The sequence below is a fragment of the Mycobacterium marseillense genome (genome assembly GCF_010731675.1).
GTDB classification, from domain to species: domain Bacteria; phylum Actinomycetota; class Actinomycetes; order Mycobacteriales; family Mycobacteriaceae; genus Mycobacterium; species Mycobacterium marseillense.
In genome coordinates, this window is sequence record NZ_AP022584.1 from 4360897 (window position 1) to 4377804 (window position 16908).

A 16908-nucleotide genomic window follows, 5' to 3' on the forward strand; every position below is an offset into this window, starting at 1 on the left:
GGTTGCGCGCCAACTCGTGGTGGAGATGTCCCCGCTTGCGGAAAGATCGGACAATCAGGACACGGGTGCCAGCCAGCCCCTTGTCACGTCGAGTCAAGGACGCGGAGGTCCTCTCAGGTGGTAGCGACCGTCACCGATGAGCAGTTTGCCGCGCGCGCCCTGGTGCGCGACTGGGCCCGCAACGCGACGTCGGGACCGGGCGGCACCACGGCGATCCGCGACGTCGAGCAGGGCACGCCCGACGCGTGGCGGCCGGTGTTCTCCCGGCTGGCCGAACTGGGGATCTTCGGCGTCGCGATTCCGGAGGAAACCGGCGGGGCGGGCGGGTCCATCGAAGACCTGTGCGCGATGGTCGAGGAAGCCGCCAAAGCGCTGATCCCCGGGCCGGTCGCGACCACCGCGCTCGCGACCCTCGTCGTCACCGATCCCGAACTGCTCGAGGCGCTGGCCGCCGGGGAGCGCTTCGCCGGGCTCGCGCTCGAAGGCGACGTGCGGTTCGACGCCGCGACGTCGACGGCGTCGGGCACGCTGTCGTACGCGCTGGGGGTCGCCGACGGCGCCGTCCTGCTGGCCCCGGCCGACGGGAAGTGGCTGCTGATCGATGCCGGCGGCGAGGGCGTGCTGCTCGAACCGCTGCAGGCCGCCGACTTCTCCCGCCCGTTGGCCCGGGTGGTGCTCAGCTCGGCCCCGGCCACTGTCGTGTCGGAAAACGGCGGGCGCGTCGAGGAACTGGCCGCGACGGTCCTGTCGGCCGAGGCGGCCGGCATCACCCGATGGGCGCTGGAGACCGCCGTCGACTACGCCAAGGTGCGCGAGCAGTTCGGCAAGCCGATCGGCAGCTTCCAGGCCATCAAGCACCTGTGCGCCGAGATGCTGTGCCGCGCCGAGCAGGCCGAGGTGGCCGCCTCGGACGCGGCGCGGGCCGCCGCCGACGGCGACGAATCCCAGTTCTCCATCGCGGCGGCGCTGGCCGCGAGCACCTGCATCACCGCGGTGAAGGCCAACGTCAAGGACTGCATCCAGGTGCTCGGCGGCATCGGCTGCACCTGGGAGCACGACGCGCACCTGTACCTGCGCCGGGCGCATGCCATCGGCCGGTTCCTGGGCGGGCCCGAGCGCTGGCTGCGGCGCATCACCGCGCTCACCCAGGACGGCGTGCGCCGGCGCCTGAGCATCGACCTCACCGAGGTCGAGAGCAGCCGCGCCGAGATCGCCGCGGCCGTCGCCGAGATCGCCGAGCTGCCCGCCGAAAAGCGGCAGGTGGGTCTGGCCGAGGCCGGCCTGCAGGCGCCGCACTGGCCGAAGCCGTATGGACGGGCCGCGTCCCCGGCCGAGCAGCTGCTGATCGATCAGGAGCTGGCCGCGGCCGGCGTCGAACGGCCGGACCTGGTGATCGGCTGGTGGGCGGCGCCGACCATCCTCGAGCACGGCACACCGGAGCAGATCGAGCAATTCGTGCCCGGCACGTTGCGCGGCGAATTCCTGTGGTGCCAACTGTTTTCCGAGCCCGGCGCGGGCTCCGACCTGGCGTCGCTGCGCACCAAAGCGGTTCGCGGCGAGGGCGGTTGGCTGCTGACCGGGCAGAAGGTGTGGACGTCCGCGGCGCACAAGGCGCGCTGGGGCGTGTGCCTGGCGCGCACCGACCCCGATGCCCCGAAACACAAAGGCATCACCTACTTCCTGGTCGACATGAAATCGCCCGGCATCGACATCCGGCCGCTGCGCGAGATCACCGGCGACTCGCTGTTCAACGAGGTGTTCCTGGACAACGTGTTCGTGCCCGACGAGATGGTGGTCGGTGAGGTCAACGACGGGTGGCGGCTGGCCCGCACCACGCTGGCCAACGAGCGGGTGGCGATGGCCAACGGCACCGCGCTGGGCAACCCGATGGAAGAGCTGTTAGCGCTTTTGGCGGCAAGGGATCTCGACGTCGCCGAGCAGGACCGCCTGGCGCGGCTGATCATCCTGGCGCAGACCGGCGCGCTGCTGGACCAGCGCATCGCTCAGCTCGCGGTGGGTGGTCAGGACCCCGGCGCGCAATCGAGCGTGCGCAAACTCATTGGCGTCCGCTACCGCCAGGCGCTGGCCGAATTCACGATGGATGCCGCGCCAGGTGGCGGCCTCGTCGACCGCCGGGCCGACGACGACCGGGCGGTATTCGACTTCCTCAACACCCGCTGCCTCACGATCGCCGGCGGCACCGAGCAGATCCTGTTGACCGTGGCGGCCGAACGCCTGCTCGGTCTGCCGCGCTAGCCGAGATCGGCTGCGGCGGCGTGTAATTCGTGCAGCGCGTCGCACGCCATGGCGCCCAGGTCTCGGTCGTCGTCCGGTTCGCCCCAGCGCGCGTAGGCCGTCTTGAACGCCAGCGCACCGAGTTCGGCGGCCAACACCGCCGTCGGTTCGGGTATGCCGCGAGCCTGGAGCGCCTCGGCCACCGCGCGCGCCAGCCCGATCTGTTTGAGCGCGTTGCGCTCTTGAAGTTCGGTGCTGGCGGCGATCGCGGCCTTGAGCCTGGGCGCGAGGTCCCGGTTGAACGACGTGAACGCCGCCGCGGCCGACTTCAGGCCGGCGCACACGGCGGCCAGCGGTGTCGCGTCGGCGGGCGCGCCGGCGATGCCCTCGCGCAGTAGTTGCGCGATCGCGTCCTGGCCGGCCGCCAGCACGTCCCGCTTGTCCGGGAAGTGCCGAAAGAACGTGCTTTTCGTCAGGCCGGCGCGCTCGGCGATTTGCGTGACCGTCGTCTCGTCGTAACCCCGTTCGTTGAACAGGTCGAGTGCGGCCGCGACCAGGCGTTCGCGCGCATCGGGTTCCCACCGGGCCATGGCACCACCATAGTGATGCGACCATTGTCCCGTCACGGGTGTAGGGTGATGGGACAAATGTCTCATCACACGGAAGGAGCTGCTCGTGCGCGTATTCGTCACCGGCGCCAGCGGAGGGATCGGCTCGGCCGTCGTCACGGAACTGCTCGCCGCCGGCCATCAGGTCGTGGGCCTGGCCCGCTCGGAGGCCGCGGCGGCGACCATCGGCGGACTCGGCGGCGAGCCGCTGCGCGGCGACGTCACCGACCTTGACGTGTTGCGTCAGGCTGCCGTCGACGCCGACGGCGTCGCCTACCTGGCGTTCTCGCACGATTTCGGCGGTACCGGTGACGTGATCGCAGACGCGATCGGGGACGAGGCCCGGGCGGTCGCAGCCCTCGGGGCCGCGCTCGTCGATACCGGTAAGCCACTGGTGCTCGCGAGCGGCACCCCCGCGGTGGCCGGTCGCTCCAGCACCGAGGACGACCCGTTCAACGCCGAGGGGCCGATGGCCGGTCGTGGCCGCACCGGACAAGCCGTGATCGACCTGGCCGAGCGCGGCGTCCGATCGGCCGTGGTGCGGCTGCCGCGGTCGGTCCATGACGCCGGCGGGCGCTACGGCTTCGCCGGCATGCTGATTCAGCTCGCGCGCCGGCGCGGGGTGTCGGCCTTCGTGGGCGACGGCGCGCAACGCTGGCCCGCGGTGCACCGGGACGACGCGGCGTCGTTGTTCCGGCTGGCCCTCGAGCAGGCCCCGCCCGGCTCGATACTGCACGCCGTAGGTGACGAAGGCGACCCGATGCGGGCTATCGCCGAGGTGGTCGGCCGTCGGCTCGGGGTGCCCGTCGACTCCGCACCGGCCGAGGGCTTCGGCCCGCTCGGCGCCCTGTTCGCCGTCGACCAGCCCTCGTCGAGCGCGCTGACCCGCCAACGATTCGGCTGGAAACCCACGGGCCCAAGCCTTCTCGACGACCTGGAAACCGGCGCCTATCCGGACTGAGAACCAGGGGAACTCAAGAGAACGTGGTCTGCGCGCAGGTGCTGGGGGAGGTGATGTTGACCCCGGAGTAGACGACCTGGATGTGGGTGCAGGCGATGACGTTGTTGTCGGTCTTGGGTTGTCCCGTCTGCCAATCGGTGGAGTCGATGCGCCCGTTCGTCTGGTACTTCTCCGGGGGGCCTTCACCCATGTAGATCGTGGTGATCTCGTCGGAACCCATCGACTTGTGCACCCGCTCGTACTGGCCGTCGGCGTGCGCGTCGAGGTAGGCCAGCCGGTTCGAGGAGCGGATCTCGGTGGTCTGCCGCGCCCACAGACCGGGCGGGAAGCCGGTTACCCCGTCGGGCGTGAGCATGTCCGCGCCGGCGGTGAAGTCGCAGTGGCCGTCGGCTTTGAAGCAGTTGAGGATCACCCGTGTCTCGAGCTGGTTGGGTCCGTCCAGCGGGAACAGCGTGGTGGCGGTGTTGCTCGCCGCCGCGCACACCCCGGTGGGCAGCAACATCGGCAGCGCCGCGGCGACCGCGAATCCCGATACCAGCCGCATCATCGCCGCCATCCCTCCCGGTGTGCTGACTTTCAGGGTGAACCTAACCCCGCGACTACTCGTCGTAGGTCACTTCTACCGAATCAGATTCGGGGTGGGATTGACAGGCCAGGATGAGGCCCTCGTCGAGGTCCTGCTGCTCGAGGACGTCGTTGACCTCCATGTTGACCTTGCCGCTGCGCAGGGTGCAGGCGCACGCGCCGCAGTGACCCTCGCGGCAGGAGAACGGTGCGTCGAGGCCCTTGGCCAGCAGCACGTCGAGCAACTTGGCGTTGCGTGGCCACGACACGGTGTGGGTCTCGCCGTCGAGCTCCACCACCGCGGTGGCGGGGGGCTGGTCGCCTTCGGGAGTGTCCTCGATCTTCACCGCCGCGAACGGATCCGATTCCAGCGACTTGAACACTTCGATATGTATCTGCGGCGCAGGGACTTTCAGCGACTCCAGCGCCTCATTGGCGGAATCCATGAACGCGCCCGGCCCGCAGATGTAGACGGGCCGGTCCGTGTAGGGGGCCGCCAGCTTGGCCAGCGCGGCGACGCTGGGCAGGCCTTGTAGCGATTCCAGCCAGTGCACGACGGTGAGCCGGTCGGGGTATTTGGCGGACAGGTCGCGCAGCGCCTCGGCGAAGATCACCGAATCTTCGTCGCGGTTGGCGTAGACCAGCGTCACCTGCCCGCCGCCGTCGGCCAGCGCCGACTTGCAGATCGACATGATCGGGGTGATCCCGCTGCCCGCGGCCATCAGCAGGAAGTCGTCGCCCAGCGTCTTGGGCACGAAGTTGCCCGACGGGGCCAGCACGTGGATGCGCATGCCCGCGCGCGCGTTGTCGCACAGCCAGTTGGAGGCGTATCCGTCGGCGGTTCGTTTGACCGTGACGGCCAGGGCGTCGTCGGTGAACGGCGAGCTGCACAACGAATAGCAACGCGCCACCGACCCGGTGCGCTCGCTGGGAACGCGCAGCGTCAGGAACTGGCCCGGTGAGTAGCGCAGCCGCTCGGGTGGGATGTCGGGGTCGCCTTCGTCGTCGGGCACCGCGAACACCAGCGACCGCGCGTCGTCGGTCTCGGCGATGACCTCGGCGATCTGCAGTTCCAGGACGTGGTCACCGAGTGGCTCGTCGAGCGCTTGGTCCAGATCAGCCTCGGTCAAGGCCCGTGCCTTCCTGTTGTCGCAACTAGAACATGTTACAGAAAAGTGGATTCGTATCGCTACCAGCCGCAGGAATACCCTGCTCGACACAAATCGGAACGTGTTCTAGTCTCTGGTGTAAGTCCGCTGTGTAAGTCTGGCCCAGGAGGCAAACTTAAGTGACGTCCATTCAACAGCGTGATGCGCAGTCGGTTCTGGCTGGCATCGATGATCTGCTTCCGCAGATCCGGGAACGCGCTCAGGCGACGGAGGATCTGCGGCGGCTGCCCGACGAGACCGTTCAGGATCTCCAAGACGTGGGCTTCTTCACCCTGTTGCAGCCCGAGCAGTGGGGCGGCCTGCAGTGCGATCCGACGCTGTTCTACGAGGCGGTCCGGCGGCTGGCCAGCGCCTGCGGCTCCACCGGCTGGGTGAGCTCGATCATCGGCGTGCACAACTGGCACCTGGCGCTGTTCGACCAGCAGGCCCAGGAGGAGGTCTGGGGCGACGACCCCAAGACCCGGGTGTCCTCGTCGTACGCACCGATGGGCGCCGGCGTGGTGACCGACGGCGGCTACCTGGTCAACGGCGCGTGGAACTGGTCCTCGGGCTGTGACCACGCGACGTGGGCGTTCCTGGGTGGCCCGGTGATCAAGGACGGCCGCCCGGTCGACTTCGGTAGCTTCCTGATCCCGCGCAGCGAGTACCGCATCGACGACGTGTGGCACGTCGTCGGCCTGCGCGGCACCGGCAGCAACACCGTCGTCGTCAAGGACGTCTTCGTGCCGCGGCACCGGTTCTTGTCCTACAAGGCGATGAACGACGGCACCGCCGGCGGGTATGAGACCAACACCGCTGCGGTCTACAAGATGCCTTGGGGCACAATGCATCCCACCACCATTTCGGCGCCGATCGTCGGCATGGCCTACGGCGCCTACGACGCGCACGTCGAGCACCAGGGCAAGCGGGTGCGTGCGGCGTTCGCGGGCGAGAAGGCCAAGGACGACCCGTTCGCCAAGGTCCGCATCGCCGAGGCGGCCAGCGACATCGACGCGGCGTGGCGCCAGCTGAGCGGCAACGTCGCCGACGAGTACGCGCTCCTGTCGGCCGGCAAGGAGATCCCGTTCAACCTGCGCGCCCGCGCCCGCCGCGACCAGGTGCGCGCCACCGGCAGGGCGATCGCTTCCATCGACCGGTTGTTCGAGGCCTCCGGGGCCACCGCCCTGGCCAATGACCAACCGGTGCAACGGTTCTGGCGCGACGCGCACGCGGGCCGGGTGCACGCGGCCAACGACCCCGAGCGGGCCTACCAGATCTTCGGGAACAACGAGTTCGGGTTGCCGCCCGGCGACACGATGGTCTAGCGCATGACCGCGACAGAGGAACTCACTTTCGAGTCGACCTCGCGGTTCATCGAGGTCGACGTCGACGGGCCGCTGAAGCTGCACTACCACGAGGCGGGTGTCGGCAACGACCAGACGATCGTGCTGTTGCACGGCGGCGGTCCCGGGGCGGCGAGCTGGACCAACTGGTCGCGCAACATCGGAGTGCTGGCCGAGCGGTTTCACGTGCTGGCCGTCGATCAGCCCGGCTACGGCCATTCCGACAAGCGCGCCGAGCACGGGCAGTTCAACCACTACGCGGCCAGGGCCCTGGCGGGCCTTTTCGACCAGCTCGGCCTGGGACGCGTTCCGCTGGTGGGCAATTCGTTAGGCGGGGGCACCGCGGTGCGGTTCGCCCTGGACTACCCCGACCTGGCCGGCCGCCTGGTGCTGATGGGTCCCGGCGGGTTGAGCATCAACCTGTTCGCACCGGACCCCACCGAGGGCGTCAAGCGGCTGGGCAAGTTCTCGGCCGAGCCCACCCGCGACAACCTCGAGGCGTTCCTGCGGGTGATGGTCTACGACCAGAAGTTGATCACCGACGACTTGATCGACGAGCGGTTCGCGCTGGCGAGCACGCCCGAATCGCTGACGGCGACGCGGGCGATGGGAATGTCGTTCGCGGGCGCCGATTTCGAGCTCGGCATGATGTGGCGCGAGGTGCACCGGCTGCGCCAGCCGGTGCTGCTGATCTGGGGGCGTGAGGACCGGGTCAACCCCCTGGACGGGTCGCTGGTCGCGCTCAAGACCATCAAGCGTGCGCAGCTTCACGTTTTCGGGCAATGTGGGCACTGGGCGCAGGTGGAGAAGTTCGACGAGTTCAACAAGCTCACCATCGATTTCCTGGGAGGTGCGTGATGAGCATCCGTTCGCTGGGCTACCTGCGCATCGAGGCCACCGACATGGCGGCCTGGCGCGAGTACGGGTGCAAGGTTCTCGGCATGGTCGAGGGCAGCGGGAACACCGAGGGCGCGCTGTATCTGCGGATGGACGATTTCCCGGCCCGGCTGGTGATCGTGCCCGGTGAGCGCGACCACCTCATGGAAGCCGGCTGGGAGTGCGCGAACGCCGAAGGCTTGCAAGAGATCCGGGACCGGCTCGACCTGGAGGGCGTCCCCTACAAGGAAGCCACCGCCGCGCAACTGGCCGATCGCCGGGTCGTCGAGATGATCCGGTTCTCCGACCCCTCGGGCAACTGCCTGGAGGTCTTCCACGGTGTCGCCCTCGAGCACCGCCGTGTGGTCAGCCCCTACGGGCACAAGTTCGTCACCGGTGAGCAGGGCCTGGGACACGTGGTGTTGTCGACCCGCGACGACGACGAGGCGCTGCACTTCTACCGCGACGTCCTCGGGTTCAAGCTGCGCGACTCGATGCGGATGCCGCCGCAGGTGGTGGGACGGCCCGCCGACGGGGCGCCCGCCTGGTTGCGCTTCTTCGGCTGCAACCCGCGCCACCACAGCCTGGCCTTCCTGCCGCTGCCGACGCCCAGCGGCATCGTGCACCTGATGATGGAGGTCGAGAACGCCGACGACGTGGGGCTGTGCCTGGACCGGGCGCTGCGCCGCAAGGTGCCCATGTCGGCCACCCTGGGCCGTCACGTCAACGACCTGATGCTGTCCTTCTACATGAAGACGCCCGGCGGATTTGACATCGAGTTCGGTTGTGAGGGAAGGCAAGTCGAAGACAACGACTGGGTCGCCCGGGAGAGCACCGCCGTCAGCCTGTGGGGCCACGACTTCACCGTCGGCATGCGCGGCTGACCATGTCAGCGCCCATCGATCCGCGGACCTTCCGGCAGGTGCTGGGCCAGTTCTGCACCGGCATCACGATCATCACCACCGTGCACGACGACGTGCCCGTCGGCTTCGCCTGCCAGTCCTTCGCGGCGCTGTCGCTGGACCCGCCGCTGGTGCTGTTCTGCCCCACCAAGGTGTCGCGGTCCTGGAAGGCCATCGAGGCCTCCGGCCGGTTCTGCGTCAACATGCTGACCGAGAGCCAGAAGCACGTCTCGGCCCGCTTCGGCTCCAAGGAGCCCGACAAGTTCTCCGGCATCGACTGGCACCCTTCCGATCTCGGTTCCCCGATCATCGACGGGTCGCTGGCCTACATCGACTGCACGGTCTCCTCCGCGCACGACGGTGGAGACCACTTCGTGGTGTTCGGTGCGGTGCAATCGCTTTCGGAGGCCCCCAAGATCAAGCCGCGCCCGCTGCTGTTCTATCGCGGCGAATACACCGGCATCGAACCGGACAAGACCACGCCGGCGCAGTGGCGCGACGACCTGGAAGCGTTCCTCACCACCACCACCCAGGACACCTGGCTGTAGCGGCGTCCTATCGGCGGTGACGCTCGGCCGTCATGTCCATGGTGGGGGAGTTGTCCGGTACCGGCTGGTCCTGGCTCCACGCGGAGTCGCGGTCGGCCGGGGCGTTGTCCCCGGTCTCGGTCCTCGCCTTCGGGTCGAGGCGCTCGGCGCGCTTCCACTGTTCGTCCAACTGTTCGCGTGAGGACGCCGCCTCGGTTTGATGGGTTGACGCCCGATCCTGCAACCGGGCGGCTTCTGCCGCCTTGGCCTCGGCTTCGGCCTGTGCGGCACGGGCTTTCGCGGCCGTCTCAGCGGCTAGCGCCTCGCGGCGCTCGACCTTGGCGGTCTCCAACGTGGCTTGTTCGCGAATGCCCTCGGCTTCCCTTTCGCGGCGGCGCATGCGCGCTCTGCGGGCGGCGACGGCGAGGGCGACGATCACGAGGACCGCCGCAACTGCGGCGATGACGATCCAGACGGTGTTGCTGTTCATGATGGGCTCCGGTTCGAAGGTGTGGCGGTGCTGCAGCCCGTCCCCACCGGGATCCCCATATCCGGCAGAAATGAAACGACCCGAACAGCGCGGTCCTATCGCGCGTAACTGGTCTCGGGGTTGGCGTCTTGAAACATTTCCGAAACGATGAGCCAGGATCCATCGCCTTGCCGTTGGAGCGCACGCAGCGAAAAATTGTCGCGATCGATCGTCCCGCCGCCGACGAGCCCCTGCCCCTTGACCTGTAAGTGTGCGGAGACCAGCACTACGTCCGGGGTCAGCACCCGAAAGCTCGTTTCCGGCGGGCCGCGCAGTTCGCCGCGGTTGAAATTGTCGTCGGCGAAGAGTCCGCGCAGGTAGTCGACGATGTCGTCACGTCCACGCTTGACGGTCCCGAACGCGTTGACCCAGTCGGCGTCGTCGGCGTACACGCGTCGCAAGGGCTCGGCGTCGCGGTCGTCGAACGCTTTCAGCAGGGTCAGCAGCGTCCTGCCGATGGCTTCCTGGTCCGCGGCCGGCAGCTCCGAAAAGTCGGTCATGCCCGAGATGCTAAGGCGTTGCGCCAGAATAGCGATATGGCATTGGACCTGACCGGATACTTCGAGCGGGTCGGTTACGACGGCCCCACCGCACCGACGCGCGACGTTCTGCAAGGACTCGTGACCGCGCACACCGGATCGATCCCGTTCGAGAACCTCGATCCGCTGATGGGGGTGCCGGTCGACGACCTGAGTCCGGAGGCCCTCACCGACAAGCTGGTGTACCGGCGACGTGGTGGCTACTGCTACGAGCAGAACGGTCTGATGGGTTACGTGCTGGCCGAGATCGGGTTCCGGGTGCGCCGCCTGGCCGGGCGGGTGGTCTGGATGTTGCCGCCCGACGCGCCGCCCAGCGCCCAGACCCACACGGTGCTGGCGGTGACGTTCCCGGGCTCGCAGGGTTCGTACCTGGTCGACGTCGGCTTCGGCGGCCAGACACCGACGTCCCCCATCCGCTTCGAGACCGGAAACGCCCAGCAGACCACGCACGAGCCGTACCGGCTCAACGACCGCGGCGAGGGCCTGGTGCTGCAAGCCCTGGTCCGCGACGAGTGGAAGTCGCTGTACGTGTTCGGCACCCAGACCGCGCCGCAGGTCGATCTGAGGGTGGGCAGCTGGTACGTCTCCACGCACCCCGAATCGATCTTCGTGACCGGGCTGACGGCCGCGCTGACGACCGACGACGCCCGCTACAACCTGGCCGGTCGCAACCTGACCATCCACCGCGCCGAGGGCAGCGAGAAGATCCGGCTGGACGACGCGGCGGCGGTCGTCGATGTGCTCGCAGAGCGATTCGGCATCGACGTGGCCGGCATCGGCGAGCGCAGCGCGCTCGAGGAACGCATCGGGCAGGTGCTCGACGCCTAGGCGCATCGCCCGCTTCCGCTAGCGGGCCGACAGCCACGGTCCGAGCCGTCGCAGCGCTTCCTCGATGTCGGCGGTGGGCCCGGCGAAGGACAGCCGGACGAACGAGTTGCCGTGGGTGGTGTCGAAGTCGATGCCGGGCGCGATGGCGATGCCGGTCTCCGCCAACAGTTTTGAGCAGAACTCCATCGAGTCGTCGGTGAAATCAGAGACGTCGGCGTAGACGTAGAAGGCGCCGTCGGTGGGGGCGAGGCGCTCGACGCCGATGCCGCGCAGCCCGTCGAGCAGCAGCGAGCGGTTGGACGCGTAGTGGTGCAGGTGGCCGTCGGCCTCCGCGGTGGCTTCCGGGGTGAAGGCGGCCACCGCGGCCAGTTGCGACAGCACGGGCGGGCAGATGGTGAAGTTCCCGGTGAGCCGATCGACCGCCCGGCGTAGCTCCGCCGGCACTAGCAGCCAACCCAGACGCCAACCCGTCATCGCGTAGTACTTTGAAAAGCTGTTGACCACCACGGCATTTCGCGATGTCTGCCACGCGCAGCTGGTCTGCGGCGCGCCCTCGTAGACCAGTCCGTGGTAGACCTCGTCGCTGATCAGCCGCGCCCCGGACGCATCACACCAGGAGGCGATCGCGGCCAGCTCCTCGGGCGCGATGACGGTTCCGGTGGGGTTGGCGGGGCTCGCCACGATGACGCCCTGCACCGGTGGGTCGAGCTCGGCGAGCATCCGCGCGGTGGGCTGGAAGCGGGTCTGGGGCCCGCAGGGGATCTCCACCACCTCGCATCCCAACGCCGACAAGATGTTTCGATAGCACGGGTAACCGGGGCTGGCCAGCGCCACCCGGTCGCCGACGTCGAAGCAGGCCAGGAAGGTCAGCAGGAAACCACCCGAGGAGCCCGTGGTGATCACCACCGCGTCGGGTTCGACGTCGAGCCCGTGCTGGCGCCCGTAATCCGCGGCGATCGCGGCGCGCAGCTCGGGAATGCCCAGCGACACCGAATAACCCAGCTCGTTGGAATGCACGGCCGTCGCGGCGGCCGCCCGCACCGGCTCGGGCGCTCCCACGCTGGGCTGACCGGCCGACAGGTTGACCAGATCGCCGTGGCTGCGCTGTCGTTCGGCGGCCGCCAGCCAGACATCCATCACGTAGAACGGTGGGATGCCCGCGCGCAGCGAGACACGGTCGGTCACGGCGTCTTGAGTACCTCGGATTCCAACCGGCTAAGCAACCGTTGCGGCGAATCCAGCAGATGCGTGCTGCCGTGGGCGCGTTTGAAGTACAGGTGCATGTCGTGTTCCCAGGTGATCGCGATGCCGCCGTGCAGCTGGATGCCTTCGGCGGCCACGGTGTTCAGCGCCTCGGTGGCGGCCAGCCGGGCGGCGGCGGCGTTGGTGGGGGTGGGGTCCTCACACGCGTCGGACACGACCGCCTTCGCCGCGGCGATCGTGACATACAGGTCGGCCATCCGATGCTTGAGCGCCTGAAAGCTGCCGATCGGCCGGCCGAATTGCACTCGGTCCTTGGCGTATTCGACGGTCAGTTCCAGACAGCGTTCGGCGGCGCCGATCTGTTCGGCGGCCAGCAGGACGGCGGCTTTGTCCGCCAGGCCCGGGTCCGTGCCGATCGCCTCGGCCTCCTGCTGTTGCACCCGAGCCAGGCGCCGGGTCGGGTCCATGGCGGTGAGGGGCTGCGCGTTGAATCGGGTCCACCTGCTGAGCCGGTCTTGTTCTACGGCGACCACCACGTCGGCGATGTTGCCGTTGACCACGTAGTCGGGATCGAGCACCAGCGCCCCGATCGCGGTCCCCTCGGCCAGGGCTTCCAGCGCCGCGGCGTCCGGCTCGGTGGCGCTCAGCAGCGCCAGCTCGGCCAGCGTGGTGCCCAGCAGCGGGGAGGGCACCAGGGCGCGGCCCAGCTCCTGCAAAACCGCTGCGGCGTCAGCCAATTCGCCGCCGGCGCCGCCCAGCTCCTCGGGTATCACCAGGGCGGCGGCGCCGACCTGCTCGCACAACAGCTGCCAGAGCGATTCGTCGTAGCCACGCTCGGACTCCATGGCGGCGCGCACCGCCGCCGGACCGGCGTGCTTGGCCACCAGGGCGGCGACCGTCTCGCGGAGTAGCTCGCGTTCTTCAGTCATGGGCGCCGCTCCTCCTCATCGCTACGCTCTGCATCGTCTCGGCGCGGGTAGTGGTCACAGCGCCTCCAGCACTCGCCGCCGATGTTCTTCCGGTGTGCCCCAGGCGGATCGCAGCGCCTGCACCCGCAGCAGCAACAGCGACAGGTCGTGTTCCTGGGTGAACCCGATCGCGCCGTGGGTCTGCAGCGCCGACCGCGCGGCCAGCAGCCCCGCGTCGGAGGCCGCCGCTTTGGCCGCGCTCACGTCGCGGGGGTCCAGCGTCAATGCCGCGCCGTGCACCAGCGGCCGGGCCAGTTCGATGGCGATGTGCACATCGGCGAGCTTGTGCTTGATCGCCTGATACGAGCCGATCACCCGGCCGAACTGGGTGCGTTGCTTGGCGTAGTCGACGGCAGCGTCGCGCAGCGCCTCTGCGGCGCCGACCAGTTGGGCCGCGGTGCCCAGTGCGCCGAACTCGTAGGCGCGCTTGATGTCCGCCTGCCACGCCTCGCCGGTGGGGGCCACGTCGTACAGGCGGCGGCTGGGGTCGACGGACTCGTACTGGTCGCCGGCGGTGGCTTCGGCGACCCCGTCAGTCTCGTTCAAGCCGGCCAGTAGCACCAGGCCGGCCGTGTCGGCGTCGACGGCGCGCGGCACCCGCGGCGGCAGCGCGACCGTGGCGATCAGCTCGCCGGTCGCGAGTCCGGCGCACCGCTCGGCGTGCTCATCGGAGGCGAGCAATACCGGTGCCACGGCGATGGATTCGACCACCGGACCGGGCACGCACCAGCGCCCGAGGCGCTCGAGGGCGACGACCACATCGATCGGGTCGGCCTCGATGCCGTCGAACTTCTCGGGCACGGCCAGCGCGGTGACACCCAGGTTGGCCAGCTGTTCCCACACCTTGCGGCCCGGGGCGGTGTCGCCCGCGGCCCACGCGCGCACGGCGCCGGGCAGATCCGCCGCGCCGAGCGCGGCGTCGATGCTGGCCGCGAAGTCACGCTGCTGTTCGTCTAGCGCAAATTTCACTTCTTGCCCCCGGACTTCTCGCGCGGCAGGCCCAGCAACCGCTCGGAGATGATGTTGCGCTGAATTTCGTTGGTGCCGGCGTAGATCGGGCCGCCCAGCGCGAACAGCAGACCTTCGGTCCACGCGCCGGCGAGTTCCCCGTCCGCGGCGAGGAGGTCGAGCGCGGTCTGGTGCAGTTCGACGTCGAGGTCAGACCAGAACACTTTGGTCACCGACGATTCGGCGCCCAGCTCGCCACCCAGGCCCAGCCTGGTCACGGTGCCGAAGGTCTGCAGCCGGTAGGCCTGCGCCTTGATCCAGCCGTCGGCGACCCGGTCGGCGAACGCCGCCGGTGCGCCGGCTTCCTTCCACAGCTGCACCAACCGTTCGGCCGTGGCCAGGAAGCGGGCCGGGCTGCGCAGCGACATGCCGCGTTCGTTGCTCGACGTGCTCATGGCCGCCCGCCAGCCCTCGTGCGGGGTGCCGATCACGTCCTCGTCGGGGACGAAGACGTCGTCGAGGAAGATCTCGCCGAACCCGGTGTCGCCGCCGAGTTGGACGATCGGCCGCACCGTGACGCCCTTGGCCTTGAGGTCGAACATGAAGTAGGTCAGCCCATTGTGGCGCTCGGCGCCGGGGTCGGACCGAAACAGCCCGAATCCGCGCTCGGCGAACGGCGCCCGTGAGCTCCAGATCTTCTGCCCGTTGAGCAGCCAGCCGCCGTCGGTCGCCGTCGCGGTGGACCGCAGTGAGGCCAGGTCGCTGCCGGACTCCGGTTCGGACCACGCCTGTGCCCAGATCTCTTCGCCGCTGGCCATTTTCGGCAGGATCCGGTCCTGTTGCTCTTGGGTCCCGTGCGCGAACAGCGTCGGGGCCAGCATCGAGGTGCCGTTGGCGCTGGCCCGGCCGGGGGCCCCGGCACGGAAGTACTCCTCTTCGAACACCACCCAGTGCAGCAGCGGCGCGTCGCGGCCGCCGTATTTCTTCGGCCAGGTGATCACCGAAAGCCCCGCGTCGAAGAGCACCCGATCCCAATGCCGGTGCTCGTCGAAGCCTTCGGCGTTGTCGTATGACTTCGTCGGGATCGACTCGGCATTGGCCGACAAGAATTCCCGGACTTCGGCTTGGAAGGCCAAGGTGTCGTCGTCTAGATCCAGATCCATCAGTCCAGCTCTCGCAGTTGTGGTTTGACCACCTTGCCGCCTGCATTGCGCGGCAACGCGTCGACGAACCGCACCGACCTCGGTGCCTTGAAGTTCGCCAAATGCTCACGGGTGTAAGCGATCACAGATTGTTCGTCGAGGTGTACGCCGGGCCGGGTGACCAGGAACGCCCGGCCGACTTCGCCGAGCCGCTCGTCGGGAACCCCGATCACCGCGGCGTCGGCCACGCCGTCGAGCCGGGCCAGCACCTGCTCGATCTCGGCGGGGTATACGTTGAATCCCCCGCAGATGTACATGTCTTTGAGCCGGTCGGTGATGCGCAGGTTGCCGGCCGCGTCCAGCACTCCGATGTCACCGGTGTGCAGCCAGCCGTCGCCGTCGATGGCGGCCGCGGTGGCCGCCGGGTCGTCGAGGTAACCCAGCATCACATTGGGCCCGCGCAACAACACCTCTCCCGATTCGCCGGATTCCCCCGAGTCGATGCGCAATTCGAAGTCGGCGAACGGGCGCCCGCAGGTGGTGGCGACGGTGACCGCGTCGTCGTCGGCGCGGCACATGGTTCCCATGCCGTTGGCCTCGGTGAGCCCGTAGGCGGTCAGCACGATGTCGATGTCGAGTTCGGATTGCATGCGCTCGACCAACACGACCGGCACGGTGGCCGCCCCCGTCACCGCGAAGCGCAGCGAGCCCAGGTCGTAGTCGTCACGAGCCGGATGATCCAGCAGCGTCTGGTAAATCGTTGGCGGGCCGGGCAATACGGTGATGCGGTGCTGCTCGATCGCCTGCAGCGCGCGCAGCGGGTCGAAGGTGAGGTGGGGGATCAGTGTCGCGCCCGTCTGCAGGCAGGCCAGGATGCCGGCCTTGTAGCCGAAGTTGTGAAAGAACGGGTTGATGCACAGGTAGCGGTCGTCGTCGGTGATCTTGCCGTTGGCCGCCCACGACGCCGAGGCCGACAGCGACTGCCGGTGCGCGCACAGCACTCCTTTGCTGCGACCGGTGGTGCCCGACGTGAACAGGATGTCGCTGACGTCGTCGGGCGTGACCGCCCCGGCTCGGGCGGCCACCGCATCGAGATCGGTGCCGCCGGCGATGAATTCGTCCCACGTCCCAGGCCCCGTTTCGCGGGCGTCGATCGGTATCCGCACGACGTGCCGCAACGCGGGCAGCGCCGCCCGATCCAGTTCGGCGACGCGGTCGTGGCCCAGGAACTCGCCCATGCCGAACAGCACCGGCGCCTCGACGCGGGCCAGGATGTCGCCGGCCTCCGCGGCGGTGTAGCGGGTGTTCAGCGGAACCATCGCGGCGCCGGCGTGGTGGATCGCCAGGCAGGCCACCACCCAATGCCAAGTGTTGGGCGACCAGATCGCCACCCGGTCGCCGGCCTGCACGCCCAGCGCGATCAGCGCCGCCGCCGCCCGGTGCACCTCGGCGCGCAACGCCGCGGCCGTGAAGGACCGTTCCCCGGTGACCAACGCGTCGTGATCGGGGTGCTGGCGCGCGAAACGATCCAGCGCCGCGGGCACGGTGCGGGGATCCGTGGTCATCGGCGACGCTCCTCGAATGCTC

The 16908-nt window shown here is 69.0% G+C and carries 17 protein-coding genes; 7 read left to right on the forward strand and 10 right to left on the reverse strand.

Features of this window, described 5'->3' with window-relative positions:
• Window positions 1-117: 117 nt before the first annotated feature.
• Window positions 118-2256: an acyl-CoA dehydrogenase gene (locus tag G6N26_RS20245; protein WP_083019823.1), complete on the forward strand. Its 2139-nt coding sequence runs from the start codon at window positions 118-120 to the stop codon at window positions 2254-2256.
• Here the strand turns inward: G6N26_RS20245 and G6N26_RS20250 are convergent.
• Window positions 2253-2825 carry a TetR/AcrR family transcriptional regulator gene (locus G6N26_RS20250; RefSeq protein WP_067171482.1) on the reverse strand — a complete coding sequence of 191 codons (573 nt, stop codon included), beginning with the start codon at window positions 2823-2825 and terminating at the stop codon, window positions 2253-2255. The two genes, G6N26_RS20245 and G6N26_RS20250, sit on opposite strands and share 4 nt — an antisense overlap.
• Window positions 2826-2910: 85 nt before the next feature.
• Between G6N26_RS20250 and G6N26_RS20255 the strand changes: the two genes are divergently transcribed.
• A complete protein-coding gene (locus tag G6N26_RS20255; protein WP_083019826.1) occupies window positions 2911-3804 on the forward strand; it encodes an SDR family oxidoreductase in 894 nt (297 codons plus the stop codon).
• A 13-nt stretch (window positions 3805-3817) separates the two neighbouring features.
• Here G6N26_RS20255 and G6N26_RS20260 read toward each other — a convergent pair whose 3' ends face one another.
• Window positions 3818-4351 carry a hypothetical protein gene (locus G6N26_RS20260; protein WP_083019845.1) on the reverse strand — a complete coding sequence of 178 codons (534 nt, stop codon included), beginning with the start codon at window positions 4349-4351 and terminating at the stop codon, window positions 3818-3820.
• 52 nt (window positions 4352-4403) lie between these two features.
• A complete protein-coding gene (locus G6N26_RS20265; RefSeq protein ID WP_083019828.1) occupies window positions 4404-5498 on the reverse strand; it encodes a ferredoxin--NADP reductase in 1095 nt (364 codons plus the stop codon).
• A 158-nt stretch (window positions 5499-5656) separates the two neighbouring features.
• Between G6N26_RS20265 and hsaA the strand changes: the two genes are divergently transcribed.
• From hsaA to hsaB, 4 genes are read left to right on the forward strand one after another with little or no spacing between them, the layout of a single operon-like run.
• Entirely contained in the window at window positions 5657-6841 is a 1185-nt protein-coding gene (gene hsaA / locus G6N26_RS20270; RefSeq protein ID WP_067171476.1) for a 3-hydroxy-9,10-secoandrosta-1,3,5(10)-triene-9,17-dione monooxygenase oxygenase subunit, read from the forward strand.
• A 3-nt stretch (window positions 6842-6844) separates the two neighbouring features.
• The gene (hsaD, locus tag G6N26_RS20275; protein WP_067171474.1) at window positions 6845-7717 is read left to right on the forward strand and encodes a 4,5:9,10-diseco-3-hydroxy-5,9,17-trioxoandrosta-1(10),2-diene-4-oate hydrolase; all 873 of its coding nucleotides are present in this window, start codon (window positions 6845-6847) and stop codon (window positions 7715-7717) included.
• Window positions 7717-8619: an iron-dependent extradiol dioxygenase HsaC gene (gene hsaC / locus G6N26_RS20280; RefSeq protein ID WP_083019830.1), complete on the forward strand. Its 903-nt coding sequence runs from the start codon at window positions 7717-7719 to the stop codon at window positions 8617-8619. The genes hsaD and hsaC overlap by 1 nt, the downstream gene beginning before the upstream one ends.
• Window positions 8620-8621: 2 nt before the next feature.
• A complete protein-coding gene (hsaB, locus tag G6N26_RS20285; protein WP_067171471.1) occupies window positions 8622-9185 on the forward strand; it encodes a 3-hydroxy-9,10-secoandrosta-1,3,5(10)-triene-9,17-dione monooxygenase reductase subunit in 564 nt (187 codons plus the stop codon).
• Window positions 9186-9192: 7 nt separating this feature from the next.
• On the opposite strand, the gene G6N26_RS20290 is transcribed toward hsaB, so the two are convergent.
• On the reverse strand, window positions 9193-9654 hold the full coding sequence (locus G6N26_RS20290; protein WP_083019832.1) for a hypothetical protein: 462 nt from the start codon (window positions 9652-9654) through the stop codon (window positions 9193-9195).
• Window positions 9655-9749: 95 nt separating this feature from the next.
• Window positions 9750-10193, reverse strand: a complete 444-nt coding sequence (locus G6N26_RS20295) for a YybH family protein (protein WP_067171467.1) — start codon at window positions 10191-10193, stop codon at window positions 9750-9752.
• Between the two features lie 36 nt (window positions 10194-10229).
• Here G6N26_RS20295 and G6N26_RS20300 point away from each other — a divergent pair, with 36 nt between their 5' ends.
• A complete protein-coding gene (locus G6N26_RS20300; RefSeq protein WP_083019834.1) occupies window positions 10230-11060 on the forward strand; it encodes an arylamine N-acetyltransferase family protein in 831 nt (276 codons plus the stop codon).
• 18 nt (window positions 11061-11078) lie between these two features.
• Here G6N26_RS20300 and G6N26_RS20305 read toward each other — a convergent pair whose 3' ends face one another.
• The 5 genes from G6N26_RS20305 to fadD3 are packed head-to-tail and all read right to left on the reverse strand — an operon-like array spanning window position 11079 to window position 16886.
• Complete coding sequence (locus G6N26_RS20305) at window positions 11079-12245, reverse strand: pyridoxal phosphate-dependent aminotransferase (protein WP_067171463.1); 1167 nt, start codon at window positions 12243-12245, stop codon at window positions 11079-11081.
• Window positions 12242-13192, reverse strand: coding sequence for an acyl-CoA dehydrogenase IpdE2 (ipdE2, locus tag G6N26_RS20310; RefSeq protein ID WP_067171461.1), 951 nt, complete (start codon window positions 13190-13192; stop codon window positions 12242-12244). Before ipdE2 ends, G6N26_RS20305 begins: the two co-directional genes overlap by 4 nt.
• A 54-nt stretch (window positions 13193-13246) precedes the next feature.
• Window positions 13247-14200, reverse strand: coding sequence for an acyl-CoA dehydrogenase family protein (locus G6N26_RS20315; RefSeq protein ID WP_067171459.1), 954 nt, complete (start codon window positions 14198-14200; stop codon window positions 13247-13249).
• Entirely contained in the window at window positions 14197-15342 is a 1146-nt protein-coding gene (locus tag G6N26_RS20320; protein ID WP_067171457.1) for an acyl-CoA dehydrogenase family protein, read from the reverse strand. The genes G6N26_RS20315 and G6N26_RS20320 overlap by 4 nt, the downstream gene beginning before the upstream one ends.
• Window positions 15342-16886 carry a 3-((3aS,4S,7aS)-7a-methyl-1,5-dioxo-octahydro-1H-inden-4-yl)propanoate--CoA ligase FadD3 gene (gene fadD3, locus G6N26_RS20325; protein ID WP_067171455.1) on the reverse strand — a complete coding sequence of 515 codons (1545 nt, stop codon included), beginning with the start codon at window positions 16884-16886 and terminating at the stop codon, window positions 15342-15344. Before fadD3 ends, G6N26_RS20320 begins: the two co-directional genes overlap by 1 nt.
• Between the last annotated feature and the right edge of the window lie 22 nt (window positions 16887-16908).